Raw genomic sequence first — 19,993 nt, 5'->3', positions numbered from 1 at the left:
CGCCCTCGAGAGGGCGGCGGACCCGGTCCGACCTCCGGTGGCCGTGTCCCTACCGGCCGTCAGGCCACGGTGACCACGATCTTGCCGCGGGTGTGGCCCTCGGCGTTCAGCCGCTGGGCGTCGGCGGCCTCGGCGAGCGGGAAGGTGGCGGCCACCTCCACCTGGAGGCGGCCGGTGTCGGCCAGCTCGGCCAGGGCCGTCAGGTCGGCGGTGTCGGGGCGGACGAAGACGTACCGGCCGCCGAGGGCCAGCACGGCCCCGTCGGCGATCGAGGCCAGGCGGCCGCCCTCGGCGAGCAGGGCCGGGGAGAGCTGGAGCGCCTCGCCGCCGACCAGGTCGAGCACGGCGTCCACCCCGGCCGGGGCCAGCACGCGGACCCGCTCGGCCAGGCCCTCGCCGTAGGCCACCGGCTCGGCGCCGAGCCCGCGCAGGTAGTCGTGGTTGCGCTCGCTCGCGGTGCCGATCACCCGCGCGCCGAGGCTCACCGCCACCTGCACGGCCAGCGAACCGACCCCGCCGGCCGCCGCGTGGATCAGCACCGTCTCCCCCGGCTTGACGGCGAGCGCCCCGACCAGCGCCTGGTAGGCGGTGAGCCCGGCCAGCGGCAGGCCCGCCGCCTGCTCGAAGCTCAGCGCGGCCGGCTTGCGGGCGAGGGTGCGGACCGGCGCAGCGACGTACTCGGCGAAGGTGCCTCGGCCGACCATGTCCTCCCGCACGTACCCGATCACCTCGTCGCCCACCGCGTACTCGGTCACGCCGACGCCGACCTGCTCGACCACCCCGGCCACGTCCCAGCCCGGGACGACCGGGAAGACCGCGTCCAGCACCCCGTCCAGGTAGCCCGCCTGGATCTTCCAGTCCACCGGGTTGACCGAGGCGGCGCGGACCTTGACCAGCACCGAGTCGGGCCCGAGCTTCGGCATCGGGGCGTCGACGTACTCCAGGACCTCGGGGCCGCCGTAGCTGCGGTAGGTGATGGCCTTCATGGTGGTACTCCTGAATCATTGACTTGCTGAAGTAACTGCTCCGACCGTAGACCTACATAGTTGAGACTGTCAAGCAATCCCCGCCGGACGACGGGGGCGAAGTCGCTGTGCACACGAAGGATGCGGAAACGTTAAGGGCCACTGAGCCGGACTGTCCGATTCGTCCCGATCCCCGGCTGCTCTAATGCCATGACCGACCCTTTACCTTTCCCAAGAGAACGGTGCCTGCCATGACGGCACTCCGGCCCCTGCTCACCCTGGCCGCCGCTGCCTGCGCCCTCGCCGCCTGCACCGGCCCGGGCACCGACCAGGCCAGCCCCGAGGCCCCGGCCGCCGCCGCTTCGGTGAGCCCCTCCGCCAGCGAGCCCCCCGTTGACCCGGCCGACCCGGCCACCTGGCGGCTCCCGCTGGAGGCGTACCGCCTCAGCCCGGCCGAGGAGGCCAAGCTGGCCAAGGCCGCCACCGTGCTGACCCAGCGCTGCGTGCGGGAGGGCGGCCTGGCCGACTGGGAGGCGCCGGCGCCCCTGCCCAAGCTCGGTGGCAAGACCTACACCGACTGGCGGTACGGCATCCACGACGCCGCCCTGGCCGAGCGACGCGGCTACCACCCGGACGCGGACGAACAGGCCGCCTACGACGCCGCCCTCGCCGACACCATGCGCACCCAGCCGGCCACCGTCGACTCCTGCGCGATCAAGAGCCGGGCGCAGCTCGGCGCCGGCGAGCACGGCAAGCTGGCCGACACCCTGGCCGGCGAGGCCTGGGGGCAGGCCAAGCGCGAGCCCGCCGTGGTCGAGGCCTTCGGCCGCTGGTCGGCCTGCATGGCGGAGCAGGGCTACCACTACCGCGAGCCGATGGACGCGAACGCCGGTTGGGACAGCTCCGGCGTCTCCACCGCAGAACGCAAGACGGCCGTCGCCGACATCGCCTGCCGAGTTCGCACCCAGGTCGCCAAGATCTGGTTCGACGCCGAAGCCCGCCTCCAACTCCCCGCCGAACAGCGCGAGTCCGCCGCCCTGAAGGCCGACCGGGCCGCCCTGGACGACGCGCTACGCACCGCCGAAGCCGTGCTGGCCGACTCCGACTGACGGCCGGGCGGCCCCTGCGCCGGCGCAGCCCGGCAGGCCACCGGCAGCGGGCCCGGGCCCCGTCCGCCGACCGCCGGCCGACCGCCGCCCACCTGCGGAAAAGCCGTGGACGGCGGCCCGGCGGCTCCGCTACCTTCGCGCCCATGACGAACTTGGAAGAGCTGCTGCGCGAGCGGCTGCAGACGGCGTACGAGACGGTGACGGGCGAGACGGTGGATCCGCTCGTCCGCCGCTCCCAGCACGCCCACTTCCAGTCGGACGCCGCCCTGCCCACCGCCAAGCGGCTCGGCACCAACCCCCGGGCGCTGGCCGCCGAGGTGGTCGCCAAGGCCGAACTGGCCGACCTCTGCTCGGCGGTGGAGATCTCCGGGCCCGGCTTCGTCAACCTGACGCTCTCGGACGCGGCGCTGGCCGGGCTGCTCGCGGCCCGGGCCGCGGACGAGCGGCTGGGCGTGCCGACGGCGGCCGAGCCCGAGCGGGTGGTGGTCGACTACTCGGGGCCCAACGCGGCCAAGGAGATGCACGTCGGCCACCTGCGGTCGACCATCATCGGCGACGCCGCCGTCCGGGTGCTGGAGGCCCGGGGCCACGAGGTGATCCGGCAGAACCACCTCGGCGAATGGGGCACCCCCTTCGGCATGCTGGTCGAGCACCTGCTGGACATCGGCGAGGCCGAGGCCGCGCACGAGCTCTCGGTGGGCGACCTGAGCGGCTTCTACCAGGCCGCGCGGGCCAAGTTCGACGCCTCCGAGGAGTACCGGGAGCGGTCCCGGCGGCGGGTGGTGCTGCTCCAGGGCGGCGACGACGTGACGCTGCGGCTCTGGCGTCAGCTGGTGGCCGAATCGCAGACCTACTTCCTGGCCGTCTACGGCCTGCTGGGCGTCCGGCTCACCCCCGGGGACTTCCGGGGCGAGAGCGCCTACAACGAGGTACTCCCCTCGGTGGTCGAGGAGTTGTCCGGGCTCGGGCTGCTCCGGGAGAGCGCGGGCGCGAGCTGCGTCTTCCCCGGTGAGCACCGGGGCCGGGACGGCGAGCCGCTGCCGCTGATCGTCCGCAAGAGCGACGGCGGCTTCGGCTACGGCGCCACCGACCTGGCCACCATCCGGTACCGGCTCGCCGACCTCGGCGCCGACCGGGTGCTCTACGTGGTCGGGCTGCCGCAGCGGCAGCACCTGCAGATGGTGCGGGAGACGGCGGCGGAGGCCGGCTGGCTTGCCGCCCCCGCGCGGGCCGAGCACATCGGCTTCGGCTCGGTGCTCGGGCCGGACGGCCGGATGCTCCGCACCCGGGCCGGCGTCTCGGTCAAGCTGGTCGACCTGCTCACCGAGGCCGTCACCCGGGCCTCCGCCGTGATCGCCGAGAAGAACCCGGAGCTCGACGAGGCCGAACGGGCCGCCGTGGCACGGGCGGTGGGCATCGGCGCGGTCAAGTACGCCGACCTGTCGATCGACCGGCAGAAGGACTACGTCTTCGACTTCGACCGGATGCTCTCCTTCGAGGGCAACACCGCGCCGTACCTGCAGTACGCCCGGGCCCGGATCTGCTCGATCTTCCGGCGGGCCGGGCAGCAGCCCGACCGGTCCGGGGCGGCGGCCTTCGTGCTCACCGAGCCGGCCGAGCGGGCGCTCGCGCTCGAACTCCTCGGCTACGGCGCGGTGGTGGAGTCCGTCGGGGAGTCGCTGGAGTTCCACCGGCTGGCCGCCTACCTGTTCGGCCTGGCCGGCGCCTTCACCACCTTCTTCGAGCACTGCCCGGTGCTGCGCTCCGAGAGCCCCGTCCGGGAGAGCCGGCTCGCGCTCTGCGACCTGACGGCCCGTACCCTGGCCCACGGGCTCGACCTGCTCGGCATCGAGAGCCCCGACCGGATGTGAGGCACACCCGTGGCCGAGCGCAGAGCAGGACTGTCCGTCCCCGAGGAGGCGGACACCCGCTTCCGCACGCCCGCCAACGCCGACGAGCGCACCCTGCTCACCGACCTGCTGGCGGCGCAGCGGGCCACCCTGGAGCTCAAGTGCGCCGGTCTGACGGGTGAGTTGGCGCTGCGCTCGGTGCCGCCCTCCACGCTCTCGCTGCTCGGCCTGGTCCGCCACCTCGCCGAGGTCGAGCACCGCTGGTTCCGCCGGGTGCTGGCCGGCCGCGGTGACCTGGCCCCGCTCCACGGCACGCCCGAGTGCCCCGATGCCGACTTCGACGGCGCGGTGGCCGACCCGGCCGTGATCGAGGCGGCCTGGGCCGCCTGGCGAGCCGAGGTCGCCTTCGCCGAGGAGTTCACCGCCGGTGCGCCCGATCTGGACCTCGAGGGGGTGGACTCCTGGCGCGGCGTGGTCTCGCTCCGCTGGGTGCTGGTGCACCTGATCGAGGAGTACGCCCGGCACAACGGCCATGCCGACCTGCTCCGCGAGCGGATCGACGGCGCCCGGGGCCTGTGAGGGCCACCTGGTTCAGCCCGGCGGGGTCAGCCGGGGTGAGAGCCACTGGAGGGCGGGCGGGATCAGCTGCGTCCAGGTGGTGAAGTTGTGCCCGCCGGTCGGCACGCTCGCCCGGTCCACGGTGAGCGGCGGCCGGGCCAGGCCGGCGAAGGCCGTGCTGTCGGCGTACGTGCTGCCGTCCTGCCGGCTGTCGGCGAGCAGCAGCGAGACGGCGGGCTGCGGGAGGTGGGTGAGCCGCCAGGTGAGGTCGGCGTCCTGCCGGCGCTGCGGGCTGCCGGCGAACAGGTCGCCGGTGGTCACGTCCTCGGCCGCCCGGAAGTAGCCGGAGAGCGAGACCGCCGAGGCGTACACCTCGGGCCTGGTCAGCGCGAACTTCAGCGCGCAGTAGCCCCCGGTCGAATCCCCCATCGCCGCCCAGGCGTGCGCCCCGCCGAGCACCCGGTAGGAGGCCCGGACGGCGGCCGGCACGTCGGTGGTGAAGTAGGTCAGCGCCTGCGGGCCGCCCGGCACGTCCTCGCACTCGCTGTCCCGGGGCATCGAGGGGGAGGGCCGCAGCAGCACCAGCACCACCGGGGTGACGCCGCCCGCCCGCAGCAGGCGCAGCAGGCTGGCGGGGTAGTCGAGCTTGGTGACCAGGTTCTTGGCGTCCCCGGGGAAGCCGGTGAGCACCACCAGCGCCGGGAAGGCCTTGTGCGCGTAGGCACCCTGGAAGTACTGCGGCGGCAGGTAGACGTACCCGTCGGTGCTGAGCCCGCTGACCGCGCCGGGCAGCCGGACGTGGTCGAGCCGCCCCACCTGGTCGGGGGCCTGCCCGGGCGCGCCGGGCCCGTGCACCTCGTCGGCTGGCAGCGGCACCACCCCGGCGGCCGGGCCCGGCCCTCCCCCGGCGGTGGTGGTCAGGGTGACCCGGCCGCCGTGGTCGGTGCCCAGCAGATCGCCCCAGGAGCTGTAGAAGGCGAAGTAGTCGTTGGCCAGGAGCCCGAGCGTGCAGACCAGCGCCAGCTGGGTGAGCAGCACGGTGGCCAGGCGCGCGAACAGCGCGGGCCAGCTGCGCACGGCCAGCCGCGGCCAGATCCAGAGCGTGCCGGCCACCAGCGCCACCGTGATCAGCGCGGCCAGCAGGAGCACCTTGTGGCTGGTCAGGCCCATGGGTCACACCGTCGAGCCGTACGGCAGGGCGGTGGCGGCCAGCAGCGCGATGTCGTCCTCGGCCGGGGCGGGGGCCAGCGCGAGCACGGCGTCGAGCAGCTGGTCGGCCGGGGCGTGCGGGGGCAGTCTGAGGCGGGTGAGGCGGCGCAGCGAGTCGTCGATGTCCTCGCCCCGGCGCTCGACCAGGCCGTCGGTGTAGAGCAGCAGGGTGTGGTGGGCGGGCAGCTCGGCCGTGGCCGAGCGGTAGCCGCCGAGGCCGGTGCCCAGCGGCGGGCCGGGGTTGACCGGGAGCAGGGCGGTGCGCCCGTCGGGGTGGACCACGGCCGGGGGCAGGTGACCGGCGCTGGCGTACCGGCAGCTGCCGCCGGCCGGGTCGGCGGTGACCACCAGGCAGGTGGCCGGGCGGGCGGCCTTGGCCCGGCCGAGCAGGGTGTCCATCTGCTCCAGGATCTGCTCGGGCGGCAGCTGCATCCCGGCCAGCACCCGCAGCATCGCCTGGTAGTGGCTCATCTCGACGGCGGCCTCCAGGCTGTGGCCCATCACGTCGCCGATCGCCAGCAGGGTGCGGCCGTCGGGCAGCGCGGCGGTCTCGTACCAGTCGCCGCCGACCAGGGCGCTGGTGCCGGCCGGGCGGTAGCGGAAGGCCACGTCCAGGTCGGGGTGGGGCTCGCCCGGGTCGGCCAGCAGGGCGCGCTGCAGGTCGAGGGCGATGGAGTGCTCGCGGGTGTAGCGGCGGGCGTTGTCCAGGCTGATCGCGGCCCGGCGCACCAGATCCTGGGCGGCGGTGGCGTCGTCCCCGGTGAAGGCGGGCGAGCCGGCCACCCTGGTCAGCGTGACGGTGCCGATCTGGTGGCCCCGGGCGGCCAGCGGCACCACCAGCGCGGAGTGGATGCCGAGCGCCCGGTACCCGGGCACCCGCCCGGCGTTGGGGGCGGCCCGGCGCAGCGTCTCGTCGTCCGGCACGTTGGAGATCACCGGCCGCCCGGTGGCCAGGCAGCGCGGCACGGCCGAGCCGGGCTGGTAGTCCACGTACTCCCCCGGGGTGCCGAAGGCGCCCACCTCCTCGCGCAGCTCGGCCAGGGCGGCCATCGCCGCCCGGCGCAGCCGCAGGTGGCCCTTGGTGGCGGGCCGGGCCTCCGGGGCGTCCTGGAAGGGCAGCACCTCCACGGTGGCGATCTCGGCCAGGGTGGGCACCAGGTAGTCGGCGAGTTCGCCGCAGGTGGTGTCCATGTGGAGGGTGGTGCCGATCCGGGTGGCGGCGGCGTCGAGCAGGGTGAGCCGGTTGCGGGCCTGCTCCAGCTCGTGCTGCTGCTCGCGGGAGGCGGTGACCTCCAGCACGATGCCGACCAGGCCGGTGGTGCGGCCGCCTTCGGTGAGCCGGTGGTAGGCGCCGTGCCAGTACCGGCGGCGCAGCGTGGAGAGCGCGCGGGTGTGGCCGCTGGAGGTGGTCTCCCTCGGCTCGCCGTCGGCCAGCACGGCCCGCAGCACGTCCTCGCGGGCGTCGATGCCGGGCACCACCTCGGCGATGGTGCGGCCGAGGTGCTCGGCGGCGGGCACCCCGTTCATCCGGGCCAGCGCCGGGTTGACGTACCGGTACCGCAGCTCGGTGTCGAGCACGCCGACCCCGGCTGCGGTGCCCTCCAGGATCTGCCGCAGCGGCCCGGTGAGCTCCGGCCAGTGGCTGTCGCCGCCGCCCATCGGCCGCCTCCCGTCCGCGGTGCCGCCGCCGTGCCCCGGGCGCCCGGGGGTGATCGTTCCTCCGCTCATCGTGCTGCCCGCCGCTACGCGGCGCATCCCGGCCGGATGGGACCTTCGACCCGGCAACTCGGGACCTGTGCGGCGGCCCGCGCCTCGCGGCGGCTGATTGTATGGAGTTACTAAGGGCCGCTGCGGCGGCCCTTGCGCCTGTACGGGCCCTGTACTCCTGACTGACCTGCCGTGCCCCCTGACGACCTCGGGGGCACTGCCTCCACCTGCCCTGGTGGCTCCCGCCCCATGGCCCCCGCCCCTGCCGGAAGGAACTCCGTCGTGCCCCAGACCCACCTGACCCCGCCCCCGCCCTCCGTGCTGCCCGAGCCGGCGCAGCCCCGCCCCACCAACGGCGCGGCCACGGCCGCGCTGGTCTGCGGCGTGATCGCCCTGGTCGGCGGGATCGTGCCCGGGCTCAACCTGGTCTCCGGGCTGGTCGCCATCCCGGCGGTGGTCTGCGGCTTCGTCGGCCTCGGCAAGGCCCGCAGGCTCGGCGTGGGCCGCAGAGCCGCGATCGGCGGGATCCTCACCGGGGTGCTCGGGCTGGTCCTGACCGTCGTGGTGATCTGCACGGTCTTCCTGGGGGTCGACAAGGCCGTGAAGAGCCTCTCCACCGACACCGGCAGCAAGGTCGCCGGGACGGCCGCCGCCACCCCGGGCGGGCAGACCGCCGTGCTGGGCACGGACGCCGTGAAGCTGGGCAACGGCCTGGAGATCGCCCCGGCCGCGCCCGTCGCCTACACCCCCGGCGAGTACGAGGGCATCGGCACCGGCGCGCACAACTACCAGGTCAAGGTCGTCTTCACCAACAAGGGCGGCAAGAACGTGGACCTCGGCCTGGCCACCGCCACGGCCGTCTCCGATGGCGGCGCCACCCGCAGCATCATCGACAGCGGCCGCGGCATCGGCGACTTCGCCGGCGGCACCCTGGCCCCGGGCCAGAGCACCACGATGACCTTCGGCTTCTCCAGCGAGACCGCCCCAAGCTACGTCAACCTCGACGTCGCTCCCGGCATCCTCTCCAAGGCCCACTTCACCTACACGTTCTGACGCTCCGCCGGCTCCCGGATCGCGCGGGCGGGGCTGGGTTGATCACCGGCAGTCAGTGCTGCCCGTCGTGGTCCATCAGCCGGAGGAACGCTATCGGCAGGGATACGCCGTCCCGCTCCAACGCCTCCATGAACGCGTGGTACTCCACCGGGTCGTAGTCGTCCCGGCCCAGGTCCATCGGGCCGATCCGGTATCGAGCGAGAGGGAGTGCAGCAGCGACTTGAGGTCCGCCCCAGTCGCGTCGACTGGGCGGTTCGCGTCAGGATTCACGCGCCCCCTCACTGATGATCTGACGTCACCCAGGACGGTGGAACCTCGTACAGACGGCACTTCGGGATGTCCCGCATGCGGCAGAAGGTCCCCATGACAACGGCAAAGGCAAGCATGGCGAACGAGCGTCTACGCGCCGTCATGGCCGGCGCCGTCTTCCTGCACGAGGCATACCCGCGCCTCAACGAGAAGTTGAAGAGGCAGGCGGCCGAAGGGTGCCGCATCCGGATCGCCCTCGGGGACGCAGACAGAGCCAATGTCCAACAGCGCGGCAGGGAGGAGAAGTTCGGGCACGGGATCGAGTCCCGATGCCGGCTCGCCGCGATGCACTACCGACCTCTACTCGGTGTGCCTGGCGTAGAGGTCCGGACCCATGGCACCACCCTGTACAACAGCCTCTACCGCGCCGACGACCACATGATGGTGAACGCCGATGTGTGGGGCGTGAACGCCTTCGGCGCACCCGTCTGGCACCTCCGCCGAGCGGGCGACGGCGGCATGTTCGACAGCTACGCCGCAAGCTTCGACGCCGTGTGGGCAATGGCAAGACCCCTGATGGAAGGCTGACCAGTGGCACGCACCGAGTACTACGACGACCCGGCCGCCCCGGCCCCGAACAGCATGGTGGTAGCCGCCTCGGCCGTGGTCACCGACGACGCCGGACGCATCCTGATGCAGCGTCGAACCGACAGCGGCCTGTGGGCCCTGCCCGGCGGCGGGATGGACCTGGGCGATTCCCTCCCCGGCACGGCGGTCCGGGAGGTGAAGGAGGAAACCGGCCTCGACGTCGAGATCACCGGGCTGGTCGGCACCTACACTGACCCGCGCCACATCATCGCGTACAGCGACGGAGAGGTGCGGCGGCAGTTCAACGTGTGCTTCACGGCCCGGGTCGTGGGCGGAGAGCTGGCCATCTCTGACGAGTCCACGGCACTGCGGTGGGTCACCCCCAAGGAACTGGATGGCCTACCCATGCACCACACACAGCGGCTCCGCCTCCAGCACTTCCGCGAGGCCCGGCCGACGCCGTACCTCGGCTGAGTCGAGTTGAGTTAGCCTCAAGAAGGAACAGGTACTCGGACGCCTTGTGCCCCACGGACTCGGCCGGCGGCGGGCGCGCGGGTCAGGAGTTGAACGTGTCGAGGTTGCTGATCCGCCAGCTGCCGCCCTGGCGGATCACGTCCACCGCGAACATCGCGGCGGCGTAGCTCGACTGCCCGCTGCCGGCCGCCGTGCTCGTGTTGCGCTGGTCGGCGAAGACCAGCAGCCGGGCCCGGTCGCCGTCCAGCTGCACCACCCCGCTGTCCGTCACCGTGGTGGTCAGCACCAACTTCTGCTGCGGCGCCTGCTGCCGCACCTGGGCCAGCATCCCCGCGTACTGCTGCACGGCGCCGCCGGTGAGCAGCGACTTCGCCGCGTTGTCGGTGCGGGCGGTGTCGGCGTAGTTGTACGAGAACAGCGCGTTCACCGCCGCCGTCACGGCGCCCTTCACCTCGCTGGTCCGGGCCGGGTCGGCGAGGGCGGCGTTGTGCGAGCCGCCGCCCGTGCGGAGCTCGGCGGCGTGGGTGGCCGCCCAGGCGCTGAAGCCGCCGAGCAGCACGGTGAGGGCGGCCAGCAGGGGCAGCAGGGCGCGGTGGGTCAGCCGGCCCGGGCGACCGGCGGCGGGGGCCTCCTCGGGCGTGGCCTGGTCCTGCGGCTCCGGTGGCTCGGGCCGGATCACGTCGGGGGAGGTCGGGCGGGCGGCCAGGCGGCGCCGGCGGTTGATCAGGTGGCGGGTGGTGGTGGTCGACATCGGGGCGGATCCTCTCCAGGACGAGCAGGGCGGCTTACTGGCCGGCGGTGGAGCCCATCGGGGCCTGGCCGAGGGCGCTCAGCTTCCAGCCGGTCGCCGTACGGGTCAGCTCGCCGAGCATTCGGGTCTCCTTGGTGGCGGGCTGGGCCTTCGGGGCCTGCACGGTGACCCGGAGGGCGACCATCACCCCGGCCCGGCCGGCCCGCTCGTCCAGCTCGGTCACCGCCCCGGCCAGCACCTTGGCCGTGCTCACCGTCTGGGCCTGCTGCACCTGCTTGCTGAACTCCGATCGGCCCTGCACCAGTTGGTCGTGCAGGTCGCCCGTGGTGGAGGACTCCCAGAGGTCCAGGCCCCGGGTCAGGTCAGCGTGGTCCAGGGTGTTCATGTTCTGGATCGCCTGCTCCCCCGCCGCCAGCGCCTGGTCCCGGGCCCGCGCGTAGGAGGCCGTGTCGTCGTGCGCGGCCGCGTACCAGGACCAACCCGTCCAGCCGGCGGCCACCACTGCCGCCAGCACCAGGGCCAGCGCCGCCAGCAGCACCGGGTGCCGCTTCACTCCCGCCATCTCCCGCTCCCCTACCGGTTCTTGAGTTCGGTGATCCGCCAGTGCCCGCCCTCACGGCGGGCCGTCACCGAGAGTTGGGCCGCCGCACTGGTCGCGGGCTTGCCCGCCCGCTGCGAGCTCTGGTCCAGGAAGACCAGCAACTCGGCCTGGTCACGGGCCAGTTGCGTCACTCCGGCCCGCACCACCCGCGAGGTCAGGGTCAGCTGCTGGTCCTTCACCTGCGGCCGCACCTGGGCGAACAGGGTCTGGTACTGCTGCGCCGCCCGGCCGTCGAGCAGCTGCCCGGCGGCCTTGGCCGTGCCATCCGCGTCGGCCGGGGTGTACGAGAAGATCCGGCCGAGCGCATTGCCCACGTCGCCGATCACCTCCGTGGTGGCCCGGCTGTCGGTCAGCGCCCGATTGGCGTCGGCCGCGTCCTCCGCCTGCCCCGCCTGGCGGACCAGGTAGCCGCCGGTGGCCAGCAGGGCCAGAGCCACCAGGGTCGGCAGCAGCCACCAGCGGCGCTCACCTCGGGGCTCGATGTTCTCTTCGCTGCTCACGCCGGGTCTCCTCTCAGCTCGCGCCGACCGGGACGGCGGTCAGCGAGGTGATCTTCCAGCCGTCCGGGGTCCGGGCCAGGCCCGCTTCGAAGCGCTTGCGGTCGGTGCTCGGCGCACCGGATTTGGGGGTCAGCTCCACCGTGACGGTGGCGATCAGCCGGGCCGTGCCCGCCCGGGTGTCCAGCTCGGTGAGCGCGGCCTCGGTGACGGTGCCGCGCGCCGAGGCCCCCGCTTGGCGCAGGGTGGTGGCGTCGGCGCCCCCGGTGCGCTGGAGCTGCTCGTGCAGCGGGCCGGTGGTGGCCGACAGCCAGCTCTGCAGGCTCCCCTCCACGGTGGCCGCCTGCACGGTGTTCAGCCGGGCCAGCCCCTGCCGGGCGTCGGCCAGCGCGGCGTCCCGGGCCCGGCCGTAGGCCAGTGCCTCGGACGATCGCGCCTGCTGGTACGTCACCGTGGCCACCGCGCAGAACACCGCCGAGGCCACCACCACGGCCCAGGCCAGCCAGCGGTGGGCCCGGCGCGGCCCCGGCCGCTCGGCCGCCGACCGCTCCTCCGCCTCGACCGCGTCCTCGACCGTCCGCGCCTGGGTCGGGGCGCTCATCGGGCCACCAGTCCGAGCAGACCACCGAGGTCGGTCGGGCCCTGCGGGAGGGCGGGCAGGCCCAGGGCACCGGGGAGCTGCGGGATGGCCGTCCGGCCGGTCGGCTGATTCGCGACGGCGGGGAGCAGCGCGCCGGACTGGGCGGGCGGCGCGAGCGGGGCGCCACCGGGGGCGTTGGCCGAGCCCCGGACCTCGACGCCGGTGCTGGGGTCGGCGGTGCAGCGGGCGGCGGTGTTGAAGGCGGGGGCCGGGCTGAGGTCCAGGCCGTTGCGGTAGGTGGTGCCGCCGTAGCCTGCGGTACAGGGCAGCGGTGAGAAGAAGGTGACGGCCATGCCGAGGTGGGCTCCCTTGTCGTCGATCACGGTGGCGCCGGCGGCGGCCACCGCCGGGAGGCGGACCAGGAGTTCCTCCAGGCCGCGCTGGCGGGTCACCGCGAGGTCGGAGGTGGTCAGCAGATTGGCCAGCACCACGCTCAGGCTCGGGTTCAGGTCGCGCAGCAGCGCGGCGACCTGGCCGGTGGCCTCGGGGGCGGCGGCGATCAGCCGGCGCAGGTCGGTGTCGGAGGCGTTGAGCTGTGCGGCCAGCTGGGCCGCGCTGCTCGCGAAGGAGCGCAGCGCCTCGCTCTCCTCGATCTGGGTGGAGAGCACGGCCCGCCCGTCCTCCATCAGCGTGATGTTGCCGGGCAGCGCCTTGCTCGCCGAGTCGAGCAGGTGGCCGCTGTTGTCCAGCAGCGCCTGCAGGTTGGCGCCCTGGCCGTTGAACGCCGCGCCGAACTCGTCCACCACCGTGCGCAGCGACTGCACCGGCACCGAGCTCGCCAGCGAGTCCACGCTGGTCAGCAGGTTGGTCACCGGCGGCGGCACGCTCGCGTCGGCCCGGGCCACCACCGAGTCGTTCCCCAGGTACGGCGGGGCGTCGCTGGTCGGGCGCAGGTCGATGTACTGCTCGCCGACGGCGGAGAGGTCGGCCACCACGGCCTTGAGGTGGGTGGGGATGCGCGGCGCCGAGTCCTGGATCCGCAGCTCGGCCTCCACCCCGTCGGGGGTCAGCCGGATCGGCCCGACCCGGCCCACCGAGACGCCCCGGTAGGTCACGTTGGCGTGCTCGAACAGGCCGCCGGTATCGGGGAGTTGGACCCGCACGGTGTAGTAGCCGCGCAGGCCGACGTACCGACCCAGGTCGGCGTACCGGATGCCCAGGTAGCCCAGCACCAGGACGGCGATGAGCAGGAAGGCGAGGTTCTTCAGCCGGGTGGCGAGGGTGAGCATCAGCGGCCTCCGCCGGGGTGACCGGTCGTGGTGGGGGCGGTGACCGGGGGCAGCGGCAGCGGCGGGCGCGGGCTGGCGGTCCGGTGCTGCGGAGCCGGGTCGGTGGGCGTGTCACTGGGGGTGTCGGACGGAGTGTCGGTGGGCGTGTCCGTCGGAGTGTCGGTAGGGGTGTCCGTGGGCGTATCGGTCGGGGCGTCCGTGGGGGTGTCGGTCGGGGTGTCGGTCGGAGTGTCCGTGGGCTGGTCAGTGGGGGTGTCCGTCGGGGACGGGCTGGGGAGCGGTGGGGGTGAGGCGTTGTCGTCCGGGGAGAGCGCCGGGATGATCTGGGTGCCCGGGGCGGCGGTGAGGTCGAGGTAGAGGTTGAGGTAGTCGCCCTTGACGCCGCGCAACACCTCGTCGGTGAACGGGTAGGTGAGCAGCACCTGGAGCGCGTCCGGCAGGGCCTTGCCCGCGTCGGCCAGGCGCTGCAGGGTGGGGGCGAGGGCGTGCAGGTCGGCCACCATGTCGTCCCGGCTGCGGTTCACGGTGTCCACCACGACGCCGGAGAGGGTGTCCAGCGAGCGGAGCATGGTGACCAGGGCGCCGCGCTGCTGGTCGAGCACCTTGAGGCCGGGGCTGAGCCCGGTGAGCACGGTGCCGATCTGCTGGTCGCGGGCGGCCAGGGTGGCGGAGAGCTTGTTGACGCCGTCCAGCGCGTCGGTGATGTCCTTGCGGTGGGCGTCCAGATTGCCGACCAGGGTGTTCAACTGGGCCAGCGCCGAGCGCAGCTGCGGCTCGTTGCCGGTCAGCGCCTTGTTCAACTCAGTTGTGATGGTGTTCAGTTGGGCTACTCCACCGCCGTTGAGCAGCATCGAGAGCGCGCCGAACACCTCCTCCACCTCGGGGTTGCGGTCGGTCCGGCTCGCCGGGATCACCCCGCCCGCCCCGAGGCTGCCGGCGGCGCTCTGGCCGGTGGGCGGGCTGCTCAGCTGCACGTACTTCTCGCCGAGCAGGCTGGACTGCTCCAGGTGGGCGTAGGCGTTGGCGGGCAGGTGCACGTCGCCGTTGATCCGCATGGTGACCACGGCCGACCAGTCGCCGGGGGCGAGCGCGATGCCAGTGACCCGGCCCACGGCCACGTCGTTGACCCGGACGGCGGCCTGCGGCACCAGGCTGAGCACGTCGGCGAAGTGCGCGGTCACCTCGTACGGGTGGCTGCCGAGGTCGGCGCCGCCGGGCAGCGGCAGGTCCTGGATCCCGTGGAAGGAGCCGGAGCAGCCGGCCAGGGTGGTGAGGGCCAGCAGGCCGGCCGCGGCCGTGGCGCGCCTCATCGGGTACCTCCGGAGCCGATGGTGCCGGTGGGGGGCAGTGGCAGGGGCAACGGCATTGGTGCGCCGCCGAGTTCGTTGAGATCGACCCGGCCGTCCAGGGTGCCGTTGGTGGTGTCGAAGGCGTTCAGCACGTTGTCGGCGGCCAGCGGAGCGGTGTCGAGCAGCTCGGCCAGCGAGGTGCGCTGGTCGACCAGCGACTGGGTGATCGGCGCCAGGCGCTCGACCACGGTCTTCAGGCGGTCCCGGTTGTCCTGGATGAAGCCCTTCACCTGGCCGAGCGCGGTGGCGAGTTGCTGCAGGGCCGCGCCGATGTCCTGCCGGTCCTGGGCCAGGAAGCCCGTCACGGAGGCCAGTTGGTCGGTGGCGGTGCGCACCTTGCCGTCGTTCTCCTTGAGCATGGCGGTGAAGGACTGCAGGTAGTCCAGGGTGGCGAACAGGTCGCCGCTGTGGCCGGAGAGGGTGCGGCCGGCCTGGCCGAGGCCGGCGATCGAGTCGCCGATCGCCTTTCCGTTGCCGCCGAGGTTCTGCGCGCCGGTGTCGAGCAGCCGGGAGAGCGCCCCGGTGGCATTGGCGCCGTTCGGGCCCAGGGCGTCGGCGAGTTGGGTCACCGACTGGTAGAGCTGGTCGAGTTCGAGCGGGTTGGCGGTGCGGGAGAGCGGGATCTCGGTGTGGTCGGCGATCTCCGGTCCGCCGGTCCAGGCCGGCGTGAGCTGGATGTACCGGTCGGCCACCACGCTGGGGGCGACCACCACGGCCTGGGCCTCGGCGGGCACCCGGACGCCCGCGTCCAGGGTGAGGGTGACCAGCACCTTGGTGCCCTCCGGTCGCACCGAGTCCACGGTGCCCACCTTGACCCCGAGCACCCGCAGGTCGGAGCCCGGGTAGACGCCGGTGGCGTGGTCGAACACGGCGGTGAGGTGCTTGCCCTCGGGCGGGCGGGCGGCCACCACGCCGGCGGTCACCACGCCGCCGACCACGACCAGGGCGGCGGCCCCGGTGAGCGCCCGGCGGCGCAGGGGATGCATGGCCATCAGTGACCGCCTTGGGGCTTGGCCGGCAGGCACCCGCTGGCCGGGGTGCTGCCTGCGGGCAGGTAGGACTTCGGGATCACCCCGCACAGGTAGCCGTCGAACCAGCGCCCGCTGCCCAGCGTGTTGCCGAGCAGCCGGTAGTACGGCCCGGCCAGCGCGAGGGTCTGGTCCAGGCTGCTCTGGTTGGCGGCCAGCACGGCGGTGACCCGGTCGAGCGCGTCCAGCGTCGGCCCGAGCTGCCGCGTGTTGTCGGCCACCAGGCCGGTCAGCTGGGTGCTCAACTGCTGCGTACCGGTCAGCAGTTGGTGGATCGCGTCGCGCCGCTGCCGGATCTCGCCGAGCAGCAGGTTGCCGTCGCCGAGGATCTGCTCGAACCGGCCGTTCTGCTCGCTCAGCGTCTTGGTCAACTGCTTGCTCCCGGCCAGGAGTTGCGCGAGCTGGTCGTCCCGGCTCGCGATGGTCCTGGAGAGCGCAGAGAGTCCGTCGGCGGCGGTGCGCACCGAGGCGGGGGTGTCCTTGAAGGTGTCGGCGATCACCTGGAAGCTCTGGGCCAGCTGCTTGCCGTCGATCGCGCCGGCCGTCCGGCCGAGCTGGTCGAAGGCCTGGGTGACGTCGAACGGCGAGGTGGTGCGGGCCAGCGGGATGCGGTCCCTCGGGTCCTGGGTGTGGGCGCCGAGCGGGTCGACGGCCAGGTACTTCTCGCCGAGCAGGGTCTTGATGCCGATCGCGGCGGTGGAGGCGTCGCCGATCCAGGCGCCCTGCACCGCGAAGCCGACCTTCACCTTCGCCCCGTCCAGCGACACGGCCGTCACCTTGCCCACCTTGACCCCGGCGATCCGCACCTCGTTGCCCGGCCGCAGCCCGGCGGCGTCGCTGAACTCGGCGTCGTAGTGGGTGCCCTGGCCGATGAACGGCAGCGCGTCGGCCCGGTAGGCGACCGCGGTGAGCAGCAGCAGGAGCAGCAGGCCGAGGGCGCCGACGGCCGCCGCATTGCGTTCGCGCAGCGGGCGGTACAGCGGGCCCCGCCGGGGAGTGTCGGGCGTGCGAGTCATCCTCGGCACCTCGATTCGGTGACGGGCAGGCCGGTCGGCGCCTTGCTGCCGTCGTAGGTGGTGACGCCGGTGACCGTGGCCTCGCAGAGGTAGAGGTTGAGCCAGGAGCCGTAGGAGGCGGCCCGGCCGATCGTCCGCATCTTCTCCGGGGTGTTGCGCAGGAAGCTCTCCAACTCGCCCGAGTTGTCGGCCAGGTTGGTGGAGAGCCGGCCGAGCTGGGCGATCGAGTCCTTCAGCGGGGCCCGGCCCTGCTGGAGCAACCCGGCGGTGCTGTCGGCCAGTTGGGAGATGGCGCTGATCGACTGGCCGATCGGGGCCCGGTCGGCGGCGAAGCCGTTCACCAGCTGCTGGAGGGTGGCCACCAGGTCGGTGAAGCCGCTCTCCCGGCCGTTGACGGTGGCCAGCACGGCGTTGAGGTTGTCCACCACCTGCCCGATCACCTGGTCCTTGGCCGCCAGCGTGGTGGTGAGCGAGCCGATCGACTGCAGCAGTCCGTCCACCGTGCCGCCCTCGCCCTGGAGCACCTGGACGATCTCGTTGGCGAGCTGGTTGACCTGGTCGGGGGCCAGGCCCTGGAAGAGCGGTTGGAAGCCGTGGAAGAGCTGGGTGAGGTCGAGCGCCGGGGTGGTGCGGGCGAGCGGGATGAGCCCGCCCGGGGTCAGGTCGGCGCCGACCGCCCCGGGGCCGCGCTCCAGGTCGATGTAGCGCTGGCCGACCAGGTTGAGGTACTTGACCGAGGCGGTGACGGTCTCCGGCAGCGGCTTGTCCCGGTCCACCGAGAACCGCACCTGGGCCACCCGGTGGTCGACCACGCCGACGCTGTCCACCTGCCCGACCCGCACGCCCGCGATCCGGATCGAATCGCCGGGCGCCAGGCCGGTCACGTCGGTGAACTGCGCGGTGTAGCCGACGGTGTCGCCCACCCCGGTGTCCGCGATGCTGAGCGCCAGGGCGCCGGTGGCCAGGCTGGTGACCACCACGAAGACCAGCGATTTGGTGACCGGCCCGGCGAGGCTGCGCCTTCTCATCGCACCGTCACCTCCGCCCCTCGGTAGACCGGCCCGGCCAGCAGGCTGGCCCAGTCGGGCGCCCCGGGCCCGGCGGGGGCGGCAGCGGCCGGGGCCGGCGTGGCGGTGGCGAGCAGTTCGCCGACAAGGTGGTTCTCCTGCGGGGAGTTGGGCAGGCCGAGGCTGCTCGGGTCCGGCCCGGTGAAGGAAGGGGCGTTGCTGAGCGGGGTGGTCCGCCCGGTGTACGGCACGGCGTAGCACTGCGGGCCGGTGCTCGCCCGGTAGCTCGGGGCGTCGGTGCCCGCCTGGTAGCCGCCGCGCGAGGGCAGCGTGCTGACGCTGACGTGCAGCCCCGGCTGGTCGGTGCCCTTGCCGAGCGCGTGGTCCATGGCCGGCACGAAGGTGGCCATGGTGCGCAGCGTGCAGGGGAAGGCAGGGGCGTACTCGGCCAGCAGGTTGAGCGTGCCGGTGCTGTCGGCGGTCAGGTGGATCAGGTTGTCCTTGTTCTGCTGCAGGAAGGCGGTGAGGTCCTGCGCGGCGCTGGTGGTGCTGCCGTAGACCTCGGCGAGGCCGGCCTGCTGCTGGGCGATGGTGGAGCTGGTGCGGGTGAAGTCGGTGAGTGCCTGCACCAGGTCGGGCGCGGCCCGGTCGTAGGCCCGGCTGACGGTGACCAGCTCGCGGATGTCCGCGTTCAGGGTGGGCAGCTCGGGGTTGAGCTGCTTCAGGTAGGCGTCCAACGAGTCCAGGGTCTGGCCGAGTTGCGCGCCCCGGCCGCTGAGTGCGGTGGCCACCGCGCTCAGCGTGGCGGAGAGTTTGGCGGGCTGCACGGCGGTGAGCACCGGCATCAGGTGGTCGAGCACCTGCTGGAGCTCGACCGCGTCGGCCGAGTGGTCCTGCCGGATCACCGCGCCGGCGGCCAGGTGGCCGGCGGGCTGCGGGGTGTCGGGCACCAGGGCCACGTACCGCTCGCCGAAGAGCGTGGTGGGCAGCAGTTGGACGGAGACCTGGGCGGGGATCTGCGGCAGCTTGGCCGGGTCGAGCGCCAGGGTGAGCCGGGCGCCGCCGCCGTCGCTGCTGATCCGGCGCACCTGGCCGACCACCACCCCGCGCAGCTTCACGTCGGCGTTCAGGTGCAGCTCGTGGCCGGCGCTGCCGGTCTCCACCGTGACGTCGGCGGAGTCGGTGAAGGCCCGGTCGTAGACGGCCACCGCCAGCCAGGCCAGCAGGGCGGGCACCAGCAGGAAGACCACTCCGGCGCCGCGGCGGCCGTAACGGCGGTACCTGCGGCGGGCGTTGGATCCGTTGGCGGTCATCCGGCCACCCGCACCGTCGTGGTCGCGCCCCAGATCGCGAGGCTGAGCAGGAAGTCGGCCAGGCTGATCACCACGATGGCGTTGCGCACCGAGCGGCCCACCGCGATGCCGACCCCGGCCGGGCCGCCCTTGGCGGTGTAGCCGTAGTAGCAGTGCGCGAGGATCACCACGATGCTGAACAGCAGCACCTTGAGGGTGGAGAGCAGCACGTCGGCCGGGGAGAGGAAGAGGTTGAAGTAGTGGTCGTAGGTGCCCGCCGACTGGCCGTTGACGAGGACGGTGACGGCCCGCGAGGCGAGATAGCTGCTGAGCAGGCCGATGCCGTAGAGCGGCACGATGGCCACGATCCCGGCGATCACCCGGGTGGTGACCAGGTACGGCATCGAGCGGATGCCCATGCCCTCCAGGGCGTCCACCTCCTCGTTGATCCGCATCGCGCCGAGCTGGGCGGTGAAGCCGGCCCCGACGGTGGCGGAGAGCGCGAGGCCGGCCACCAGCGGGGCGATCTCGCGGGTGTTGAAGTAGGCGGAGATGAAGCCGGTGAAGGCGGTGGTGCCGAGCTGGTTCATCGCCGCGTAGCCCTGCAGGCCGACCACGGTGCCGGTGAACAGGGTCATCCCGAACATCACTCCGACGGTGCCGCCGATCACGCCCAACCCGCCGCTGCCGAAGGCCACTTCGGCCAGCAGGCGGCGCACCTCGCGGGAGTAGCGGCGCAGCGTGCGCGGCACCCAGAGCAGGGCGGTGAGGTGGAAGAGCAGGTGGTCGCCGGTCTCGTCCAGCTTGTCGAGCAGGGCCAC

The 19,993-nt window shown here is 73.4% G+C and carries 20 protein-coding genes and 1 pseudogene; 6 read left to right on the top strand and 15 right to left on the bottom strand.

Features of this window, described 5'->3' with window-relative positions; all coding sequences use genetic code 11:
• Positions 1-59 precede the first annotated feature (59 nt).
• Positions 60-986, bottom strand: a complete 927-nt coding sequence (locus tag CFP65_RS32880; protein ID WP_104819599.1) for an NADP-dependent oxidoreductase — start codon at positions 984-986, stop codon at positions 60-62.
• A gap of 230 nt (positions 987-1,216) precedes the next feature.
• Here CFP65_RS32880 and CFP65_RS32875 point away from each other — a divergent pair, with 230 nt between their 5' ends.
• The 3 genes from CFP65_RS32875 to CFP65_RS32865 all read left to right on the top strand — a co-directional run bounded on the left by CFP65_RS32875 (position 1,217) and on the right by CFP65_RS32865 (position 4,503).
• Positions 1,217-2,074: a hypothetical protein gene (locus tag CFP65_RS32875; RefSeq protein WP_104819598.1), complete on the top strand. Its 858-nt coding sequence runs from the start codon at positions 1,217-1,219 to the stop codon at positions 2,072-2,074.
• Positions 2,075-2,217: 143 nt separating this feature from the next.
• Entirely contained in the window at positions 2,218-3,945 is a 1,728-nt protein-coding gene (gene argS / locus CFP65_RS32870) for an arginine--tRNA ligase (protein ID WP_104819597.1), read from the top strand.
• A 9-nt stretch (positions 3,946-3,954) separates the two neighbouring features.
• Complete coding sequence (locus tag CFP65_RS32865; protein WP_104819596.1) at positions 3,955-4,503, top strand: DinB family protein; 549 nt, start codon at positions 3,955-3,957, stop codon at positions 4,501-4,503.
• Positions 4,504-4,515: 12 nt separating this feature from the next.
• Here the strand turns inward: CFP65_RS32865 and CFP65_RS32860 are convergent, their stop codons facing one another.
• Complete coding sequence (locus CFP65_RS32860) at positions 4,516-5,652, bottom strand: esterase family protein (RefSeq protein ID WP_104819595.1); 1,137 nt, start codon at positions 5,650-5,652, stop codon at positions 4,516-4,518.
• A 3-nt stretch (positions 5,653-5,655) separates the two neighbouring features.
• Positions 5,656-7,350, bottom strand: coding sequence for a SpoIIE family protein phosphatase (locus CFP65_RS32855; protein ID WP_104819594.1), 1,695 nt, complete (start codon positions 7,348-7,350; stop codon positions 5,656-5,658).
• A gap of 330 nt (positions 7,351-7,680) precedes the next feature.
• Between CFP65_RS32855 and CFP65_RS39375 the strand changes: the two genes are divergently transcribed.
• Positions 7,681-8,451: a hypothetical protein gene (locus tag CFP65_RS39375; protein ID WP_158702474.1), complete on the top strand. Its 771-nt coding sequence runs from the start codon at positions 7,681-7,683 to the stop codon at positions 8,449-8,451.
• A 52-nt stretch (positions 8,452-8,503) separates the two neighbouring features.
• Here the strand turns inward: CFP65_RS39375 and CFP65_RS41915 are convergent, their stop codons facing one another.
• Positions 8,504-8,629, bottom strand: coding sequence for a hypothetical protein (locus CFP65_RS41915; RefSeq protein ID WP_256387291.1), 126 nt, complete (start codon positions 8,627-8,629; stop codon positions 8,504-8,506).
• A 170-nt stretch (positions 8,630-8,799) separates the two neighbouring features.
• On the opposite strand from CFP65_RS41915, the pseudogene CFP65_RS32845 reads away from it, so the two are divergent.
• Together CFP65_RS32845 and CFP65_RS32840 are read left to right on the top strand one after the other, a co-directional pair.
• Positions 8,800-9,288: pseudogene (locus CFP65_RS32845) on the top strand (XRE family transcriptional regulator); the annotation flags it as partial.
• 3 nt (positions 9,289-9,291) lie between these two features.
• Positions 9,292-9,762, top strand: a complete 471-nt coding sequence (locus CFP65_RS32840) for an NUDIX hydrolase (protein WP_104819592.1) — start codon at positions 9,292-9,294, stop codon at positions 9,760-9,762.
• Positions 9,763-9,844: 82 nt separating this feature from the next.
• On the opposite strand, the gene CFP65_RS32835 is transcribed toward CFP65_RS32840, so the two are convergent.
• The 11 genes from CFP65_RS32835 to CFP65_RS32785 are packed head-to-tail and all read right to left on the bottom strand — an operon-like array spanning position 9,845 to position 19,993.
• Positions 9,845-10,513, bottom strand: coding sequence for a nuclear transport factor 2 family protein (locus CFP65_RS32835; protein WP_104819591.1), 669 nt, complete (start codon positions 10,511-10,513; stop codon positions 9,845-9,847).
• Between the two features lie 34 nt (positions 10,514-10,547).
• Positions 10,548-11,075, bottom strand: a complete 528-nt coding sequence (locus tag CFP65_RS32830) for a hypothetical protein (protein ID WP_104819590.1) — start codon at positions 11,073-11,075, stop codon at positions 10,548-10,550.
• An 11-nt stretch (positions 11,076-11,086) separates the two neighbouring features.
• Positions 11,087-11,614 (bottom strand): hypothetical protein, encoded by a 528-nt coding sequence (locus tag CFP65_RS32825; protein WP_104819589.1) that lies wholly within the window; start codon positions 11,612-11,614, stop codon positions 11,087-11,089.
• A gap of 13 nt (positions 11,615-11,627) precedes the next feature.
• Positions 11,628-12,212 carry a hypothetical protein gene (locus CFP65_RS32820; protein ID WP_254552695.1) on the bottom strand — a complete coding sequence of 195 codons (585 nt, stop codon included), beginning with the start codon at positions 12,210-12,212 and terminating at the stop codon, positions 11,628-11,630.
• Entirely contained in the window at positions 12,209-13,480 is a 1,272-nt protein-coding gene (locus tag CFP65_RS32815) for an MlaD family protein (protein WP_104819588.1), read from the bottom strand. Before CFP65_RS32815 ends, CFP65_RS32820 begins: the two co-directional genes overlap by 4 nt.
• Positions 13,480-14,790, bottom strand: a complete 1,311-nt coding sequence (locus CFP65_RS32810; protein WP_104819587.1) for an MCE family protein — start codon at positions 14,788-14,790, stop codon at positions 13,480-13,482. Before CFP65_RS32810 ends, CFP65_RS32815 begins: the two co-directional genes overlap by 1 nt.
• A complete protein-coding gene (locus CFP65_RS32805; protein WP_254552694.1) occupies positions 14,787-15,821 on the bottom strand; it encodes an MCE family protein in 1,035 nt (344 codons plus the stop codon). Before CFP65_RS32805 ends, CFP65_RS32810 begins: the two co-directional genes overlap by 4 nt.
• On the bottom strand, positions 15,821-16,873 hold the full coding sequence (locus CFP65_RS32800; protein ID WP_104819586.1) for an MCE family protein: 1,053 nt from the start codon (positions 16,871-16,873) through the stop codon (positions 15,821-15,823). Before CFP65_RS32800 ends, CFP65_RS32805 begins: the two co-directional genes overlap by 1 nt.
• Entirely contained in the window at positions 16,870-17,901 is a 1,032-nt protein-coding gene (locus tag CFP65_RS32795; RefSeq protein WP_104819585.1) for an MCE family protein, read from the bottom strand. The genes CFP65_RS32800 and CFP65_RS32795 overlap by 4 nt, the downstream gene beginning before the upstream one ends.
• On the bottom strand, positions 17,898-19,193 hold the full coding sequence (locus CFP65_RS32790; RefSeq protein WP_104819584.1) for an MCE family protein: 1,296 nt from the start codon (positions 19,191-19,193) through the stop codon (positions 17,898-17,900). Before CFP65_RS32790 ends, CFP65_RS32795 begins: the two co-directional genes overlap by 4 nt.
• Entirely contained in the window at positions 19,190-19,993 is an 804-nt protein-coding gene (locus CFP65_RS32785; RefSeq protein ID WP_104819583.1) for an ABC transporter permease, read from the bottom strand. Before CFP65_RS32785 ends, CFP65_RS32790 begins: the two co-directional genes overlap by 4 nt.

The sequence above is a fragment of the Kitasatospora sp. MMS16-BH015 genome (assembly GCF_002943525.1).
GTDB lineage: Bacteria > Actinomycetota > Actinomycetes > Streptomycetales > Streptomycetaceae > Kitasatospora.
The sequence above is the reverse complement of the archived record's forward strand: the minus strand, read 5'-3'. Positions and strand labels throughout refer to the sequence as shown.

Coding starts and splice junctions, on each gene's coding strand:
- CFP65_RS32815 (WP_104819588.1), bottom strand. CDS start 13,480: ATGCTCACCCTCGCCACCCGGCTGAAGAACCTCGCCTTCCTGCTCATC.
- CFP65_RS32880 (WP_104819599.1), bottom strand. CDS start 986: ATGAAGGCCATCACCTACCGCAGCTACGGCGGCCCCGAGGTCCTGGAG.
- CFP65_RS32860 (WP_104819595.1), bottom strand. CDS start 5,652: ATGGGCCTGACCAGCCACAAGGTGCTCCTGCTGGCCGCGCTGATCACG.
- argS (WP_104819597.1), top strand. CDS start 2,218: ATGACGAACTTGGAAGAGCTGCTGCGCGAGCGGCTGCAGACGGCGTAC.
- CFP65_RS32795 (WP_104819585.1), bottom strand. CDS start 17,901: ATGAGAAGGCGCAGCCTCGCCGGGCCGGTCACCAAATCGCTGGTCTTC.
- CFP65_RS32875 (WP_104819598.1), top strand. CDS start 1,217: ATGACGGCACTCCGGCCCCTGCTCACCCTGGCCGCCGCTGCCTGCGCC.
- CFP65_RS32800 (WP_104819586.1), bottom strand. CDS start 16,873: ATGACTCGCACGCCCGACACTCCCCGGCGGGGCCCGCTGTACCGCCCG.
- CFP65_RS41915 (WP_256387291.1), bottom strand. CDS start 8,629: ATGGACCTGGGCCGGGACGACTACGACCCGGTGGAGTACCACGCGTTC.
- CFP65_RS32835 (WP_104819591.1), bottom strand. CDS start 10,513: ATGTCGACCACCACCACCCGCCACCTGATCAACCGCCGGCGCCGCCTG.
- CFP65_RS32790 (WP_104819584.1), bottom strand. CDS start 19,193: ATGACCGCCAACGGATCCAACGCCCGCCGCAGGTACCGCCGTTACGGC.
- CFP65_RS32810 (WP_104819587.1), bottom strand. CDS start 14,790: ATGAGGCGCGCCACGGCCGCGGCCGGCCTGCTGGCCCTCACCACCCTG.
- CFP65_RS32820 (WP_254552695.1), bottom strand. CDS start 12,212: ATGAGCGCCCCGACCCAGGCGCGGACGGTCGAGGACGCGGTCGAGGCG.
- CFP65_RS32830 (WP_104819590.1), bottom strand. CDS start 11,075: ATGGCGGGAGTGAAGCGGCACCCGGTGCTGCTGGCGGCGCTGGCCCTG.
- CFP65_RS32855 (WP_104819594.1), bottom strand. CDS start 7,350: ATGGGCGGCGGCGACAGCCACTGGCCGGAGCTCACCGGGCCGCTGCGG.
- CFP65_RS32805 (WP_254552694.1), bottom strand. CDS start 15,821: ATGGCCATGCATCCCCTGCGCCGCCGGGCGCTCACCGGGGCCGCCGCC.